At 59.4% G+C, this 15,686-nt stretch carries 14 protein-coding genes; 8 read left to right on the top strand and 6 right to left on the bottom strand.

Going from position 1 to position 15,686, the window contains the following annotated elements; all coding sequences use genetic code 11:
- Window positions 1-134 precede the first annotated feature (134 nt).
- Window positions 135-890: an amidase activator ActS gene (actS, locus tag AC4PR2_RS15245; RefSeq protein WP_048234629.1), complete on the top strand. Its 756-nt coding sequence runs from the start codon at window positions 135-137 to the stop codon at window positions 888-890.
- 34 nt (window positions 891-924) lie between these two features.
- On the opposite strand, the gene AC4PR2_RS15240 is transcribed toward actS, so the two are convergent.
- Window positions 925-1,782, bottom strand: coding sequence for an AraC family transcriptional regulator (locus tag AC4PR2_RS15240; RefSeq protein ID WP_047729951.1), 858 nt, complete (start codon window positions 1,780-1,782; stop codon window positions 925-927).
- A 181-nt stretch (window positions 1,783-1,963) separates the two neighbouring features.
- Between AC4PR2_RS15240 and AC4PR2_RS15235 the strand changes: the two genes are divergently transcribed.
- Window positions 1,964-3,733 (top strand): ABCB family ABC transporter ATP-binding protein/permease, encoded by a 1,770-nt coding sequence (locus AC4PR2_RS15235; RefSeq protein WP_060441369.1) that lies wholly within the window; start codon window positions 1,964-1,966, stop codon window positions 3,731-3,733.
- 9 nt (window positions 3,734-3,742) lie between these two features.
- Here the strand turns inward: AC4PR2_RS15235 and betI are convergent, their stop codons facing one another.
- Window positions 3,743-4,339 (bottom strand): transcriptional regulator BetI, encoded by a 597-nt coding sequence (betI, locus tag AC4PR2_RS15230; RefSeq protein ID WP_330113041.1) that lies wholly within the window; start codon window positions 4,337-4,339, stop codon window positions 3,743-3,745.
- A gap of 158 nt (window positions 4,340-4,497) precedes the next feature.
- Here betI and AC4PR2_RS15225 point away from each other — a divergent pair, with 158 nt between their 5' ends.
- Window positions 4,498-6,042: a BCCT family transporter gene (locus AC4PR2_RS15225; RefSeq protein ID WP_087763655.1), complete on the top strand. Its 1,545-nt coding sequence runs from the start codon at window positions 4,498-4,500 to the stop codon at window positions 6,040-6,042.
- A gap of 6 nt (window positions 6,043-6,048) precedes the next feature.
- Here AC4PR2_RS15225 and AC4PR2_RS15220 read toward each other — a convergent pair whose 3' ends face one another.
- Complete coding sequence (locus tag AC4PR2_RS15220; protein WP_084827904.1) at window positions 6,049-6,480, bottom strand: VOC family protein; 432 nt, start codon at window positions 6,478-6,480, stop codon at window positions 6,049-6,051.
- Between the two features lie 654 nt (window positions 6,481-7,134).
- Between AC4PR2_RS15220 and AC4PR2_RS15215 the strand changes: the two genes are divergently transcribed.
- Together AC4PR2_RS15215 and AC4PR2_RS15210 are read left to right on the top strand one after the other, a co-directional pair.
- Window positions 7,135-8,400, top strand: coding sequence for an MFS transporter (locus AC4PR2_RS15215; protein WP_236553274.1), 1,266 nt, complete (start codon window positions 7,135-7,137; stop codon window positions 8,398-8,400).
- Between the two features lie 36 nt (window positions 8,401-8,436).
- Window positions 8,437-9,246 carry a MoaF C-terminal domain-containing protein gene (locus tag AC4PR2_RS15210; RefSeq protein ID WP_330113040.1) on the top strand — a complete coding sequence of 270 codons (810 nt, stop codon included), beginning with the start codon at window positions 8,437-8,439 and terminating at the stop codon, window positions 9,244-9,246.
- A gap of 1 nt (window position 9,247) precedes the next feature.
- On the opposite strand, the gene lldD is transcribed toward AC4PR2_RS15210, so the two are convergent.
- The 3 genes from lldD to AC4PR2_RS15195 all read right to left on the bottom strand — a co-directional run bounded on the left by lldD (window position 9,248) and on the right by AC4PR2_RS15195 (window position 13,257).
- Window positions 9,248-10,387: an FMN-dependent L-lactate dehydrogenase LldD gene (lldD, locus tag AC4PR2_RS15205; protein WP_047570674.1), complete on the bottom strand. Its 1,140-nt coding sequence runs from the start codon at window positions 10,385-10,387 to the stop codon at window positions 9,248-9,250.
- Window positions 10,388-10,429: 42 nt separating this feature from the next.
- Entirely contained in the window at window positions 10,430-12,013 is a 1,584-nt protein-coding gene (locus AC4PR2_RS15200) for an L-lactate permease (RefSeq protein WP_197803863.1), read from the bottom strand.
- 323 nt (window positions 12,014-12,336) lie between these two features.
- Window positions 12,337-13,257: a LysR family transcriptional regulator gene (locus AC4PR2_RS15195; RefSeq protein WP_060443595.1), complete on the bottom strand. Its 921-nt coding sequence runs from the start codon at window positions 13,255-13,257 to the stop codon at window positions 12,337-12,339.
- A 426-nt stretch (window positions 13,258-13,683) separates the two neighbouring features.
- On the opposite strand from AC4PR2_RS15195, the gene AC4PR2_RS15190 reads away from it, so the two are divergent.
- The 3 genes from AC4PR2_RS15190 to AC4PR2_RS15180 all read left to right on the top strand — a co-directional run bounded on the left by AC4PR2_RS15190 (window position 13,684) and on the right by AC4PR2_RS15180 (window position 15,674).
- Window positions 13,684-13,887: a DUF4762 family protein gene (locus AC4PR2_RS15190; RefSeq protein WP_060441325.1), complete on the top strand. Its 204-nt coding sequence runs from the start codon at window positions 13,684-13,686 to the stop codon at window positions 13,885-13,887.
- Window positions 13,888-14,220: 333 nt separating this feature from the next.
- Window positions 14,221-14,730, top strand: a complete 510-nt coding sequence (locus tag AC4PR2_RS15185; RefSeq protein ID WP_330113039.1) for a DsbA family protein — start codon at window positions 14,221-14,223, stop codon at window positions 14,728-14,730.
- Window positions 14,730-15,674 carry a lysophospholipid acyltransferase family protein gene (locus AC4PR2_RS15180; RefSeq protein WP_197803865.1) on the top strand — a complete coding sequence of 315 codons (945 nt, stop codon included), beginning with the start codon at window positions 14,730-14,732 and terminating at the stop codon, window positions 15,672-15,674. The genes AC4PR2_RS15185 and AC4PR2_RS15180 overlap by 1 nt, the downstream gene beginning before the upstream one ends.
- Window positions 15,675-15,686 lie beyond the last annotated feature (12 nt).

Raw genomic sequence — 15,686 nt, 5'->3', positions numbered from 1 at the left:
CGTCGTTGGGTAATTAATCAGTCATCCTTACCTGTTTAGCATAGACCGTCTGGGGGTTTTTGACTGACCCGGCGCAAATGTTACACTGTGCGGCTGACGCGTATCAGAACCGAAACGACGACTGAGGACTGGATTTGAGCACAGGAAGCAAATGGGCTGGGTGGCGCCGCATCGCGGTGTGTCTGACATTGGGGCTGTTGTTGGCCGGGTGTTCGGGTAAAAACACCTACAACCGCGATTACGACAAACTGCCGAAGGGCAGCTACACCGGCAAGTCCTACACCGTCAAACGGGGCGATACGCTGTACTACATTGCCTGGATCACCGACAGCGAAGTCAGCGATCTCGCCAGAATCAACAAGATACGCCCGCCCTATAGCCTGGAAGTGGGGCAGAAACTGCGGCTGAGCGGCAGCGCACCGACCAAAACCGCCGCCACGCGCCGTAAAACCTCTTCTTCTTCCGCCGCGATCGCCAAGCAAACGCCGCCGCCGGGCGCTGCCCGCTGTTGGCGTTGGCCGACCAGCGGCCGGATCGTGCAGGCCTACTCCAATTCAGATGGCGGCAACAAGGGCATCGACATCGCCGGCAAACGCGGCCAGCCGATCTACGCTTCCGCCAAGGGCAAAGTGGTGTACGTCGGCAACCAGCTGCGCGGCTACGGCAACCTGATCATGATTAAGCACGGCGAAGACTTTATTACCGCCTATGCGCACAACGACACCACGCTGGTGCGCAACGGCCAGGATGTGAAGGCGGGGCAGAAGATCGGCACCATGGGCAGCACCGGCACCGATTCGGTGTTCCTGCACTTCCAGATCCGCTACCGCGCGACCGCGCTCGATCCGCAGCGCTATCTGCCGCCGCAAGGTTCGTCGCCGTCCTGTTAACGTCAATCTGGCTCCTTGCGGAGCCAGATGTCAGTTACTTCAGCGGCAGGTAAAGATCGGTCACCAGTTCATATTCCGCCACTTCGTGCACGAAGTTGTGGTAGTGGAAATAGAGCGGAAAATCGCGCAGCTCCTCGCCGCTGGCCGGCAACCACTCGCGGTACAGATAATGGGCACTTTCCGAGAGCCCATCCAGCGAGCCGTGATGGCGCAGCAGCGCGCAGCGCCCGGCCGGCAGCGTGCTGTTCACCACGCCGAAGGCGTTGTCCTCGGGGATCGGCGCAGTAACCTCGCCGCAAATGAAGAAGCGGAAGTCCTGCGCTTCGGTGGTGGCCGGATCGTGCGGTGCGATGCCGAAAGTACGGCTGCTTCTGACCGGCGACAGGCCGCTGGTTTTGCGCCACTCGATAAAGCGCGCGGCGGTTTCGTTGACCAGCGCGGACGGGCCGCGATGTTCGATCATCGCCACCGGCGTGGCCGGGAAGTCGACAATGTCTACCTTCATGGGTTGTTTCCTTTTGTGTTTCGGCTCGGGAAAGCGCTGCTGCCAATCGATCCAGGCCGGCCGTTTGCGAAACTGGCTTGGCGTTTGGCTGAACGCCTGTTTGAAGGCGCGGCTGAAGGACTCCGGGTTTTGAAAACCGGCGTCCAGCGCGATGTCAATCACCGGCTCCAGCGGGTTATACGCCAGGCGGTACGAGGCGCGTTTGAGCCTCATCCACTGGATATAACGCCACACCGAGATGCCGCAATACGCGCTAAACTGGCGTTGAAAGTGAAAGCGCGAAAAGTGGGCCACTTCGCTCAGTTTTTCGACGGTGAGCGCCTCGTCCAGGTGGCGATCGATATAGTCAAAGACCTGCGCAAAGCGCTTTGCATACGTCTGGGTCATGTGATTGTCTCCTCCATGCCTGAACTTTGCCCGAGCCGCCGCCGCTTATCCTGACGGATGATGCTGAGTTGCCGCCGCAGGACAACGGGATGGCTGCGGCGTTTGCCGCCGGCCAGGCCAAACTCATAACCCCCGTGCGGCCGTGTGCCGCGATCCCGACCGAGAAGATGAATATTACATGATGGATCGTTCCCGTTTGCTGAAATTCCTGCTGCCCTACCTGTGGCCGAAAGACAACCCGCGCCTGCGGGGGTATCTGGTGGTGGCCTTCGTGTTCATGGTGGCGGCCAAGGTCAGCACCACGCTGGTGCCGCTGGCCTACAAAGCGATGGTCGATGCGCTGAGCGGCGAGACGGCGAAAATGCTGGCGGTGCCGCTGGGGCTGATCGTCGCCTACGGCGTGGCGCGGGTGGGCGGCGCGCTGTTTGAGGAACTGCGCAACGTGATGTTCATACACGTCAGCCAGAACGCCACGCGCCTGCTGGGCGTGCGGGTGTTTCGCCAGCTGCATGCGCTGAGTCTGCGCTTCCATCTGGAGCGCCAGACCGGCGGGCTGTCGTTGTCCATCGAGCGCGGCACCCAGGCGGTGTCCACGGTGCTGTCGCGGCTGCTGTTCTCCATCGTGCCGATCCTGTTCGAGCTCTCGCTGGTCACGGCGATCATGTGGCATATGCTGAACGGCTGGTTCGCGCTGGCTATCCTGACGACGGTCGGCTGCTACATCCTGTTTACCGTGCTGGCGGTCAGCTGGCGCACCCGCTTTCGCCGCGAGCTCAACAAGGCCAACGCCGACGCCAACAGCAAATCCATCGACAGCCTGCTGAACTATGAGACCGTAAAGTACTTCGGCAATGAAGAGTTCGAGGCCGAGCGTTTCGACCTGTCGCGCCGGCTGTACGAATACGCGGCCATCAAGAACCAATTCAGTTTTACGGCGATCAACCTGGGGCAAACCGCCATTATTTCGATCGGACTGATCGTGATGATGGCCATGGCGGCGCAGGGCATTACGCAGGGGACGATGACGGTCGGCGACTTCGTGCTGGTCAACGCCTACCTGCTGCAGCTGTATCAGCCGCTGAACTTCTTCGGCTTTATTTATTCCGAGGTGCGCCAGGCGCTGATCGACATGGAGAACATGTTCGATCTGCTGCAGGAAAAGCGTGAAATCGTCGATAGCCCGGATGCGCAGCCGCTGCGCCTCGATCGCGGCGAAGTGCGGTTCGATGCGGTCAGCTTCGGTTACGACACGCGCCGGCCGATCCTCAAGCAGGTGAGTTTTACCATTCCGGCGGGCCACACGGTGGCGGTGGTCGGCGCCTCCGGCGCGGGCAAGTCCACGCTGTCGCGCCTGCTGTTTCGCTTCTACGACGTGCAGAGCGGCGCCATTACCCTCGACGGCCAGGACATTCGCCAGCTGACCCAGGCCAGCCTGCGGCAGGCGATCGGCATCGTGCCGCAGGATACGGTGCTGTTCAACGATACGCTGCGCTACAACATCGGCTACGGCAAAACCGGCTCCAGCGATGAAGAAATCGAGCGGGCGGCGCGGTTGGCGCATATCCATGATTTTATCGTCGGTCTGCCCGACGGTTACGACACCCGGGTGGGTGAGCGCGGGCTGAAGCTGTCGGGCGGTGAAAAGCAGCGGGTGGCGATCGCGCGCACCATTCTGAAAAATCCGGCCATCCTGGTGTTCGACGAGGCGACCAGCGCGCTGGATACCCAGACCGAACGCGAAATCCAGGGGCACCTGCGCGAGGTGAGCCGCAACCACACCACGCTGGTGATCGCCCACCGGCTCTCCACCGTGGTGGACGCCGATGAGATCATCGTGCTGGAAGCGGGGGCGATCGTCGAGCGCGGGGGGCACGAGGCGCTGCTGGCCGCGAACGGCCGCTACGCCGCGATGTGGCAAACCCAGTACAGCGAAGAGCAGGAATCGCGCTGACGAGGGCGTTCACCCCAGCGGCTGCGCGGCATTGAGCCGCTGTGCCACGTAGTCGCAGGCGATGCGGCAGTCCTGCTTCAGGTCTGTCTCGTTGCCGGCCAGGCTGCCGCGCAGCCAGAGCCCATCGATCATTGCCGCCAGCCCGCGCGCGGCATCACGCGCCTGCCGCAGCGGCAGCTCGCGGCGGAACTGGCAGCAAATGTTGGAATAGAGTCGCCGATCGTTGGCGCGCTGCAGGCGGCGCAGCACCGGCTGGTGCATGCTGGCGGCCCAGAAGTCGAGCCAGGCGCGCATGGACACGGCGTTGGTTTGGCTGGGATGGAAGTTGCCCTGGATAATGGCGAACAGCTGTGACTGGCTGTCGCTCGCCGCCTGCGCGCGGCATTCGGCCACTGCGTCGCGCAGATCGCGCAGGATTTTGCGCATGGTGGCGCTCAGCAACCCCTCTTTATCGCCAAAATAGTGGCTGACGATGCCGGTCGACAGCCCGGCTTCTTTCGCCACCTGAGACAGGGTGACGCCGGCCAGCCCAACGACGTTAATGGTCTCGAAGGCGGCGTTAATCAGCTGCTCCTTACGCTGCTCCGGAATATCTCTGCGGTACATATTTTCCCCAACTGATAGGCCAATCACACTTTGGATTTGATTGATTGAACGGTCAATCAATACTCTATATGCTGCAAAAATGTCAAATAAATGACGATAAAATGTTAACTGAAGGTTGCATTGAAATCGTCTGTCTTTCGCACCATGGAAGCCTGCCAATGACAACAAAAACTCCTCCATCGCTTGACGAAGAACCTGTCAGATTGAATGCTCCGGTATTTTTCGGCTCGGCGGCGGTGATCCTGCTGCTGGGATCGCTGGTCGTGCTGTTTCCCGCCGCCAGCAAACTGTGGCTGAACGCCGCGCAAAGCTGGGTCGCCGACGTGTTCGGTTGGTACTACATGCTGTTGATGGTCGCCTGTATGGCATTCGTCTTCTGGCTGGCGCTGTCGCGCTTCGGCCATATTCGCCTCAGCCAGGATGACGAGCCGCCGCAGTTCAGCTATCCCTCGTGGGTGGCGATGCTGTTCTCGTCGGGCATCGGCATTGCGCTGGTGTACTACGGCGCTTATGAACCGCTGGATCATTTCCTGTCGCCACCGGAAGGCAGCGGCGGTACCGTGCAGGCGGCGCGACAGGCGATGGCGCTGACCTTTTTGCACTGGGGGCTGCACGGCTGGGCGCTGTATGCTCTGATCGCCACCGCGCTGGCCTATTTCGCCTATTGCCGCGGCCTGCCGCTGGCGCTGCGCTCTGCGTTATACCCGATCTTCGGCGAGCGCACCCACGGCGGCGTCGGCCATCTGGTGGACAGTTTCGGCATTCTGGTGACGGTGATCTCGATGGTAACCAACCTGGGGATCGGCGCGCTGCTGGTGAACTCTGGACTGTTTTATCTGTTCGATATTCCGCAAAGCACCGGCGTGCTGCTGGCCCTGATCGTGGTGATGATGGTGGTGGCCACGCTGGCGGCGGTCACCGGCGTCGAGAAGGGCATCGCCATGTTGTCGAACATCAACGTCGGCTTCCTGTGCCTGCTGCTGCTGTTCGTGTTTCTGGCCGGGCCGACGCTGAATCTGCTGAACGGCATGTTGCAGAACCTCGGCGATTATCTGACCTCGCTGGTCAGCCGCAGCTTCGATATGTATCTGTACGGCAAGGCGCGCCAGTGGCAGGGCGCCTGGACGCTGTTCTACTGGGCCTGGTGGGTGGCGTGGGCGCCGTTCGTCGGGCTGTTCATCGCGCGCATTTCCAAAGGACGCACCATTCGCGAACTGATTTTCGGCGTGCTGCTGATCCCGCTGGGCTTCACGCTGGCGTGGCTGTCCATCTTCGGCAATACCGCCATCAGCCTGGTGCTGGAAGGCGGACAGGCGATCCTGGGGCAGGTGGCGCAAAGCGATCCGCCGATGGCGGTGTTCAAGCTGTTCGAATACTTGCCCTATACCCAGCTGACCGCCGGCTTTGTGGTGGTGATAAGCTTCGTGCTGTTCCTGACGCCGGTCGATTCCGGCACGCTGATGATAGCGAACCTCTCCTGCCAGGGCGGTTCCGCCCATGATGACGCGCCGGCCTGGTTGCGGGTATTCTGGGCGGCGGTGACTACGCTGGTATGCGCCGGCCTGCTGTATGCCGGCAGTTTCAGCGCGATGCAGACGGCGGTGGTGCTGTGCGGCCTGCCGTTCTCGGCGGTGATCGTGCTGTACATGGTCAGCCTGCGCAAGGATCTGTGTCGTTACGCCATGAAGCCGGTGCTGCCCTGAGGCGGTTTATTCGTCTGCACGCGGCCGGTGATGCACGTACTCGACAGTCGTGCCGTCCGGCAGGCGCGCATTGAAACAGGCGCCGGTGGGTACCTCCACCGGGCCGAAGAAAATCTCTGCTCCGGCGGCCAGCAGCCGCTGGTGGTAGGGATAAATGTCATCGACCAGCAGCGTGCCGACGGTGCTGCGGAAAGGGCGCAATTGCTCTTCCGCCCCCTCCAGGATCAGAAACGGCCCCACCGCCGCCAATACCAGCCGATGCTCGGGAAAATCGAAGCGCATGTCCGCCGTTACGCCGTGCAGCTGCTCGTAAAACGCGATGGTGCGATCGATTTCGCCTTCGCCAACGTAGACCCGAATCAGCACGCGTGGCTCACGCAGCGATGAAGAGTCGGCGGTTTTGCGCCAGAAACCGGCTTTTTTCAGTGCTGTCGTCATGTTCATCTCCTTGCTGGGTACCTGCCGCTTATCATGCCGCCGTTTTTCCATCCGGGGTTGGATCGAGTTGGCATAAGCTAGCCGCGCCGGTAATAACCCGCTCACAGGGCGTTAAAGGGCGTTCTGTTTGTGATTCCTGTCACGGCCTACGCTTTTATTATTATTCAGCATTGATAATGTCATAACGTGATTATTGATTAACACAATGGAGTTAATCGTTCGCGCCATAACCGCGATAAAGCAAACGGATTCAAATAATAAAGCGGGTGGGGCAATACGACCGATGAAAAGGGAAATAGCGTCAATTTATAAGGGAAGGTTAAGTTTTATTTATTAACCTGTTTATAAATCACGGCATTTTGGCTTTTTCAATAAAAGTAAAAAGTGCCGGGTAATTTTATTTAAATCAGTAAAAACATAATGTTGATTTATTTTCATGTCATTCGCGCTCTGTGAAAAATACCTGATTTGCCACCCGGTCGTCGTTTTCAACGGCCGTTTGACATGCCCGTTACTTGAGATAAGTTTATATCGTTAATATGTTAATGAGTTGTTATCGTGACCGATGGCCAATGCTTCTCTTGGCTGCGCGCTTAATCGACTTATGCCATGGCCGCTCGCCATTCATAAGTTAACTTATGGACCAATGACGCTATGAATAACTCGCCAGGGCAGCGCTCGCGATTGAGCGAAGAGAACCGATTGCTGATTATTTTATTCTTCGTGTTCGGCTGCGTGTTCGTCGATCGCCTGACTATCTCTTTCCTGTTTCCGATGATCGCCGCCGATTTGAAGCTGAGCAACGTGCATCTCGGTACGCTGTCGGCGGTGCTGGCATTGACTTGGGCGCTATCCGGCGCGGGGCTGGGGGCGATTGCCGATCGCTTTAATATCCGTAAACCGATGTTGATCCTGTCGATCCTGGTGTTTTCACTGTTCTCCGCGCTGTCGGGGCTGGTCAGCGGGTTTGCCATGCTACTGATCTTCCGGGCGCTGATGGGGATCGCCGAAGGGCCGGTTTTGCCGATCGCACAGTCGTTGATGGTGGAAAAATCGCAGCCGCAGCGCCGCGGTTTCAACATGGGATTGATCCAGGGCGCGGCGCCGGGGCTGCTGGGCGGCATTATCGCGCCGCCGCTGATCATCTATCTGGCGCAGAAATGGGGCTGGAGCATGGCGTTTCACCTGACCGCCGTGCCGGGCATCATTCTGGCGTGGCTGATCTATCGCTATGTGAACGGCAAAAAAGATCCCGCCTTTATCGCCGCGCCGGCGGCCGGCAAGGCGGCGAACAAAGCCGCTTACGGCGAGCTGTTTAAAATCAAGAATGTGGCGCTGTGCATTCTGATCTCCTGCGTGTTCGTCACCTGGTTCATGATCATCATTACCTTCACCCCCAACTTTTTGGTGACCGACCGCGGCTTCGGCGAAGGCACGATGGGCGGCATCATGAGCGCCATCGGCGCCGCCTGGGTGTTCTGGGGCGTGGCGGTGCCGGCGATTTCCGATCGCCTCGGCCGCAAGCCGACGCTGATCTTCTTTTCGCTGCTGGCGGTGTGCTGCCCGCTGTTCCTGAGCTACGTCGATAACCCGTGGCTGCTGGGCGTGCTGGTGTTCCTGTCTTATACCGGCCTTGGCTGCTTCACGCTGTTTATGGCCACCATCCCGTCGGAAACGGTATCGCCGGCCCGTATCGCCACCGCGTTGGGGCTGGTGATGGGGATTGGCGAGGTGATTGGCGGCTGTCTGGCGCCGTTTATCGCCGGGCTGATCGCCGATCGCTACGGGCTGGTCAGCGTGATGTGGCTGGCGGCCGCCGGCGCCGTTTGCGCCGGCGTACTGAGTTGTTTTCTCGATGAAACCGCCCCCGCGGTGGTGAGCCGCAGAGCGGTGAAACCGGCGAGCGTCGCCGACGTTTGAGGCGGTTTTCATCCCATTCAATCAAGGAGAGCGAAGATGTCAGCAGAACAATCCGTACTGAATCAAAATGCCGAGCCGAACTGGAAGAATTACGACGATTTCGCGCGCGGTATCGACACTAACCGCCTGCCGGGCACCCAGGACTGGCGGGGCAAAACGCTGCAGATCGCCTTTGACAACGACGAGGAAATCACGCTGCGTTTCAGTGCCGATCGGCAACGGGTGCTGTGGGCCTGGGGAGGGGAGAGCGGTGAGGACGCTTACGAAGAGGTGCAAACCTCCGCCGCGCGCTATTTCTTCAATATTCCGCTGCAGTCGCCGGGCAACGAGTGCCTGACGCTGGTACTCAATCGTGACAGCGGCCGGGCGCTGCTGGTGCGCAGCACGCTGTTGCCGGAACAGACGGTGGAAAAGGGCTCGCGCCTCAAGCAAAGCTTCCACGTCGGCCGGATTGTCGGCGTCACGCCGAGTGGCGTCGCGCCGCATCTGACCCGCGAGCTGATCGGCTATCGTACGCTGAATGTCTACAGCCCCAACCACTATTACGAACACTTCTACGTCAATACCGAGCGCTATGCCTGGCAAAACCTGCGCGGCGAGCAATTCGGCCACGGCGATATGGACTACGCCACCTACTACAAGTTTGAGGACGAGATGTTCCTGTTCACCTTCCGGGAAAAGATTATCCCGGTGTGCTCGGTGTTCTTCTTCGACTTTATTTCCGGGCGCTGCACCGGTACCTTCCTCGGGCTGGACGCCGCCGGCCGGGTGTTGGTGTCACCGGCCGGGGCCTTCATCAGCAAGATGAGCTACAACGCCTACCCAGAAGGCGTGCAGCCGCTTTGATTCAGGCGTTTCTGACCAGCGATCCGGCGTTGATCTCCGCGATGGTTTTCGCGCCGGTGAGCGTCATGGCGACGCGCATTTCCTTGTCGATCAGATCCAGCAAGTTAGCCACCCCGGCTTCGCCGGCCGCCGCCAGCGCATAGACGAAGGCGCGCCCCAGCAGCACGCTGTCGGCCCCCAGGGCGATCATGCGCACCACGTCCAGACCGCTGCGGATGCCGGAGTCGGCCAACAGGGTGATGTCGCCTTTCACCGCGTCGGCGATCGCCGGCATGGCGCGCGCGGTCGACAGCACGCCGTCCAGCTGGCGGCCGCCGTGGTTGGAGACGATGATGCCGTCGGCGCCGAAGCGCACCGCGTCTTTGGCGTCCTCCGGATCCAGAATGCCTTTGATGATCATCGGGCCGTCCCAGAATTCGCGGATCCACTCCAGATCTTTCCAGGAAATCGACGGATCGAAGTTGGCGCCCAGCCAGCCGATGTAGTCTTCCAGGCTGGTGGGTTTGCCGCGGTAGGCCGAGACGTTGCCCAGATCGTGCGGCTTGCCGAGCAGGCCGACATCCCAGGCCCACTGCGGATGGGCAAACGCCTGCAGCACGCGGCGCAGCGCGGCGTTAGGGCCGCTCATCCCTGAGTGGGCGTCGCGGTAACGGGCGCCCGGCACCGGCATGTCGACGGTAAACACCAGCGTTTTCACGCCGGCGGCCTTGGCGCGCTCCAGCGCATTGCGCATAAAGCCGCGATCTTTCAGCACGTAAAGCTGGAACCACATCGGCCGATCGATCGCCGGCGCCACCTCTTCGATCGGGCAGACCGACACGGTGGACAGCGTGAACGGAATGCCTTTTTTAGCCGCGGCCCGCGCGGCCTGCACTTCGCCGCGGCGGGCGTACATGCCGGTCAACCCCACCGGCCCCAGCGCCACCGGCATCGCCAGCTGTTCGCCGAACAGCGTGGTCTCCAGGCTGAGTTCGGACATATTGCGCAGCACGCGCTGGCGCAAGGCAATATCGGCCAGATCTGCGGTATTGCGCTTCAGCGTATGCTCCGCGTAGGCCCCGCCGTCGATGTAGTGAAACAGAAACGGTGGCAGTTTGGCCTGGGCGGCGGCCCGGTAGTCGGTTGACGCGGAGATGATCATAGTGTTTACCTTCTTGTCTTGCTTGCGATAACGAGTGTTCAGTCAGAGCGTGAGGATCGCTGCCATACCGGCCGCAATCCCGCCGTACGCCAGCATCGGCAGCACGGTCTTTCTGATGATTTTGCCTTCGGCGTTGCCTATCCCGAGGATCGAACAGACGGCGATAATGTTGTTCAGGCACACCATGTTGCCCATGGCGCCGCCGACGGACTGCAAGGCCAGCGTCAGATTGACGTCAAGGCCGCTGCTCTGGGCGATCGACTGCTGAATGCCGCCGAAGGTCAGGTTCGAGACGGTATTGGAACCGGAGAAGAACGAGCCCAGCGCGCCGAGGAACGACGAGAACAGCAGCCAGCTCTCGCCGGTCAGCGCCGCCAACGCTTTGCCGATCAGGATCACCGGCGCGTTGTCGCCGCCCTGCATCATCAGGTTGACCATCACCAGCGCGCCGAACAGGGCGATAAAGGGCCGTGCGACGCGCCCGCCGGTTTCGCTGAACATTTGCCGCACCTGGTCGCCATTCAGGCGGAACAGAGGAATACACAGCAGCACCACCAGCAGGAACGGGATCAGCGCCGGGACATACAGCGTTTTGTAGCCGGCAGCGGCGGAGGTACCCAGCACCTGCTGCAGTTCGACGATCAGCGCCCGGCTGATGCGCAGTTCCCCGAGCCAGCCGAGGTTTTCCTGCCACAGCAGCGCGGTGTTGTTGAGCAGCGCTTTAAGGCCCAGCTGGTGGACGCGTGTCACTATCAGAATAGCAATCAGCAGCAGGGTCGGGGTCATGGCTTTGACCACCTGTAAGAACGGCACCGCCTGCCCGGCGCTCTGCGATTTGTCGCTGCGGGTGAGGCCGATGCCGCCGCGCGCCAACAGTACCGAGAGCGCCAGGCCGATCGCGCCGCCGACCAGCGCCGGGAATTCATAGTTCACCTGAGCAAGCAGCAGATAGGGCACGGTGCAACTCAGCACGCTGAGCAGGATAAACGGCAGGTTGCGGCGGATATCCTGCCAGGAAACGATAAAGCGCAGCGCCAGCAAAGGAATGACGAAGCCGGCGACAAAGTGGATCAGCGCGGTCTGCCGGCCGATCTCCAGCAGGCTGGCGTCCGACAGACCGAGGTTGGCAAAGCCGAACCAGGTGGGGGTGCCCACGGCGCCGAAGGAGACCGGCACCGAGTTCATCACCAGCGTCAGCAGGGCGACGCGCAGCGGGTTGAAGCCCAGCCCGACCAGAATCGGCGCGGCGATGGCGGCCGGGGTGCCGAAGCCGCTGGCGCCCTCAATCATAAAGGCGAAGGCCCAGCCGATAATCATCAGCTGGGCCACGGGATTGGGGCTGATGGTTTCCAGCCAGCGCCGCACCACGTTTTCCGCGCCGCTTATCTGCATCAGTTTGTTGAGCAGGATGGCGCCGGCGATGATGGTGATCGGCGTCAGCGTCGACACCAGCGCGGTGATGATATTGGCATGCAGCAGCCGCAGCGAGGCATCGAACCACAGGAGCTGTACGGCATACACCACGGCGGCCGTCAGCGGCAGGGCGAGGTAAGAGGGCACGCCATTCCTTTTGGTCATCATCCAAATCAGCAGGACGATGGGCGCAATACTGAAAAGCAGGGGCATAAGATCCTCAGGGTTATTATTTTTATGGGCAGAGATATGTAGCTGAAAGGTTAATTACCGCAACATTTTCATTCTAATCACAACGTTGGTGACGATGCCATGCGGTATTTTTTTAACATCGGCGAACGGCGGCGGCGGTGGGAAACTGGCCGGCAGAAGGGGTTAAATTAACTGCTTTAAAATCAGTTTGATAGGAAGCGATTTTGTGTGATAAATGCGTGGGTTCACATTAATTAAGCGGTAATGTTCAATAGATTATGTCCAAAAATGCGGTAATCCCCGCGGCTTTTTGCGGCCGCGGGGAAATAATCAGAGCAGGGAACTCAAAAATAATGGCTGATATTTTGGTAGGAACCGATGATATGTTCGATCAGCAGACGGGTTTTTAACGGCAGATTGCGGGTGTAAGGATAGACGGCGTAAATGCCCAATACTTTGCCGCAGTGGCCGGCCAGGATCTCGGTCAGCTTGCCGTCCTGCAAATCTTCATACACCATGCAGCGCGGCACCATGGCGATGCCGTGGCCACCGATCACCGCTTTGCGGATCGCTCGCGCATTGTTGGCCGACAGGTTGCCGTTAACCTGCAGCTCGTAGATTTCGTTGCGTCCCGGCCGCTTCATCAGCCAGTTGGCGGTGCCGCTCTCCTGGTAGGTGTAGGTCAGGCAGTTGTGGCCAAGCAGGTCTTCGGCGCTGCGCGGTTCCGGGTGGCTTTCCAGGTACCCCGGCGAGCAGACGATCACCCAGCGAGAATCGAAGATCGGCCGGGCAATCAGGCTCGAATCCGGCATGGTGCCGGTGCGGATCGCCAGATCGATACCTTCTTCCACCAGATCGACAAAGCGGTTTTCCAGCCGCATCTCGACCTTCAGGCTGGGGTGCAGAGCGCAAAATTCCGCCACGCTCTCGCTCAGCAGCAGCTCGCCGGAAATGGTCGGCACCGACATGCGAATGGTGCCGGTCAACTCTTCGCTCTTTTCGCTGACGGCGTACAGCGCCTCCTGCACTTTGGCGCCGATCTCTTTGGCCTGCTGGTAGAGCGCCTGGCCGCTTTCGGTCAGCGTCAGGCTGCGGGTGGTGCGGTACAACAGCCGGGCACCCAGCGATTTTTCCAGCCGCCCGATGCGTTTACTGACCACCGAGCTGGTGATGCCGGCGCTCTCCGCGGCCTTGCTGAACGAGCCGCAGTCGACAATCAGGGCGAACAGAATCAGGTCGTTGGCGTATTCGTGAGTGGCGAGCATGGGCATCCTGTAGAGTGAGAGTCCTGCTGCCCAGTGTAAATCCGGCGCGGCAGGAAGCAATCTTTTCAGCGTGTTGCACGTCGTCGCCAACTGGTCAGATCTGAATTTTTCTTATTTGTTTTTTCATTTTATTGAGAATTATCCTTTTATGTTTTTCTTGCTTTAATAGGCTTTGATCTACTTTTCTTGTTTTTAGACTAATTTAAATTGGAATAGTCCCGTATTCACGGCTTACTTATTCGACTAACCTTCTCTTGCAGTGTAAATAATTGTATTGATCTGCTCGTTTGGGATGGCTATGCTTTTTCTCGAAGCGCTCTCATTGTTATTAATCAGATGGTTTTAAAATGTATTGAAGAATTGCTCTGTCTGCCGACAGAGTAATGGGTAGTGTGTTTATATTTTAATATATATAAGGATATTGTAATGAAGAAAATCAATCTGTCAGAAGCGGGAAACATCGTCGGCGGTACTTTTGTTTGTACCAAGGAGTTTGCCTGGGTGGGCAGCGGCAATAACCGTACCTGCCAGCTGGTGAAAACCTGTGCGAACAAATTCGGTGGCGTACAGAAGTTCTATTACCCGGCGCCGGTGGCAAGCTGCCCGTCTAACCCAACCACGCCAAGCTGAGGCGGGTTAATCCCCTGCATTTAGATTAGCGGTGGGCAGGCGGGCAGCGTTCACGCTGGCCCGCCTGATACCGGGCGAAAAAGTCATCTTTACGTTCTCATTATTTACGGTATTAACTCTTTTTCATGTATTCACCCTGCCGGGTGAGTATTAATATATGCGCAGGATGCGTCCGTTATGTATAAACGTCCCTTGCTTTTCATTAGCTACACGCTTGTCATTATTTTTGCCTCTTCTTTTTTGACCGCCTTTTATTTTAAACATTACGTCATTCAACCGCCGGAGGCAGAAAGCCTGAGCTTTATCGCCCCGGAAAAAATCGAGCAAAGCCCGTTGCAAGACGATAATACCATTGTCGAAGTCTTCTCTTATGCCTGCCACTATTGTGAAGTCAACGAAAGCGGCGTGGCCGAGCTGGAAAAAAGTTTACCGGCGGGGGCCAAATTGGTGCGCTTGCACCTTAGCGACGACAGTCAAGCCGGCATGGCGGCCTTTGCGCCCCTGTTCGCCACGCTGACGATCATGGGGATCGAAGCGCAACATCGCCCCGCCGCTTACCGCGCCATTATCAAAGAAAACCTCAACCTGGCGGACGACAAGCAGCTCAGCGCCTGGCTGACGGCCAACGGTATCGATAAGACCGCCTATCAGCAGGCCAGAGAGTCGGAACGGGTCAAAGAGCTGTTGGCGTATATGACGGCAGTGAGCCGTTATTACCAGATCAACGCGACCCCCAGTTTTATCGTCAATCGCAAATGGCTGGCGCTGCAAGACCGCGAGTTTTCCGCTTTCAGCCAGCAGCTGCTGTCGCTATTGCAGCACGATAAGCCGCTGGGCTCGTGATGCGCCTGCTCGCGGTTCGGGGGTATTTGGCCTGGCGCAACGGCCTAGACGCGATGGCTCGCTTATCGGCAACGGGTGCCGGGATGGGCAACCGCCTGACGTGTGCTGTGCTGCGGCGCGTGGATTATCGCCTGTGGCTGGAGGTGCGCCGGCGGTTGGGGGGAAGCAGACCGCAGCGCCGCTTTCGCCACCGGCATGCGGTAGCGCTGGCGAACCGCCAGAGCCTGTTGGGGGAGGGCAAGCTGGACTTCGCCTGGCTGATGCAGCGGCGGCAGTGGCTGGATCTCGCGGCGGTCTATGCTCGCAATGCGGCGCTGATGAAGCATTTGGCGCACTGTTCCGCGCAGCTCGATCGGGTCGTGGAACCGCTGCATCGCGCGGGCGTGCCGGTACTGCTGGCGCCGATGCATACGGTCTCCGACGTGTTGGCGACGCTGGTCGGTGCGAATGTTTATCCCAGACGAGCCACGGTGATCGTTTCCGGCGATGTGCAGGCGTTTGCGCGGCGAGCACCGGAAGACGAATGGCGGCAGCAGCTCGACTATTGCTCTATTCACGACGATCCGCGGCACATCGCCGGCACCTTATCGCAGGCGATGCTGGAAGCGGCGGAACATCGGCGCAACATCATCCTCTTCCCGGACATCACGCCGGATTACACCCTGCACAGCAATCAGGATGCTGCGGCCAAACTGGCCTGTCATCTGTTCGGCCGGCCGGCGCATTTGCACAGCGGCCTCGTTCGGCTGTCCCGGGCGCTACGGGCTCAGGTGGTGTTCTATTCGCTTTATTTCGATCGCGGCATCCGCATTCACATCGAAGAGCCGGTCGCTGCAGACCGGGTCGGCCGCGCCATGCCGGCGATCGTCGAGCGAACCCTCCGGCGGCATGCGGATGATTGGCTGTTATGGCATTCGCACTCTTTATTTTTCATCAACGAATAAGTCAGGGATATC

This window comes from Serratia sp. A07, from assembly GCF_058725505.1.
Note: the sequence above shows the minus strand (reverse complement) of the source record. Positions and strands in the feature narration are given on the sequence as shown.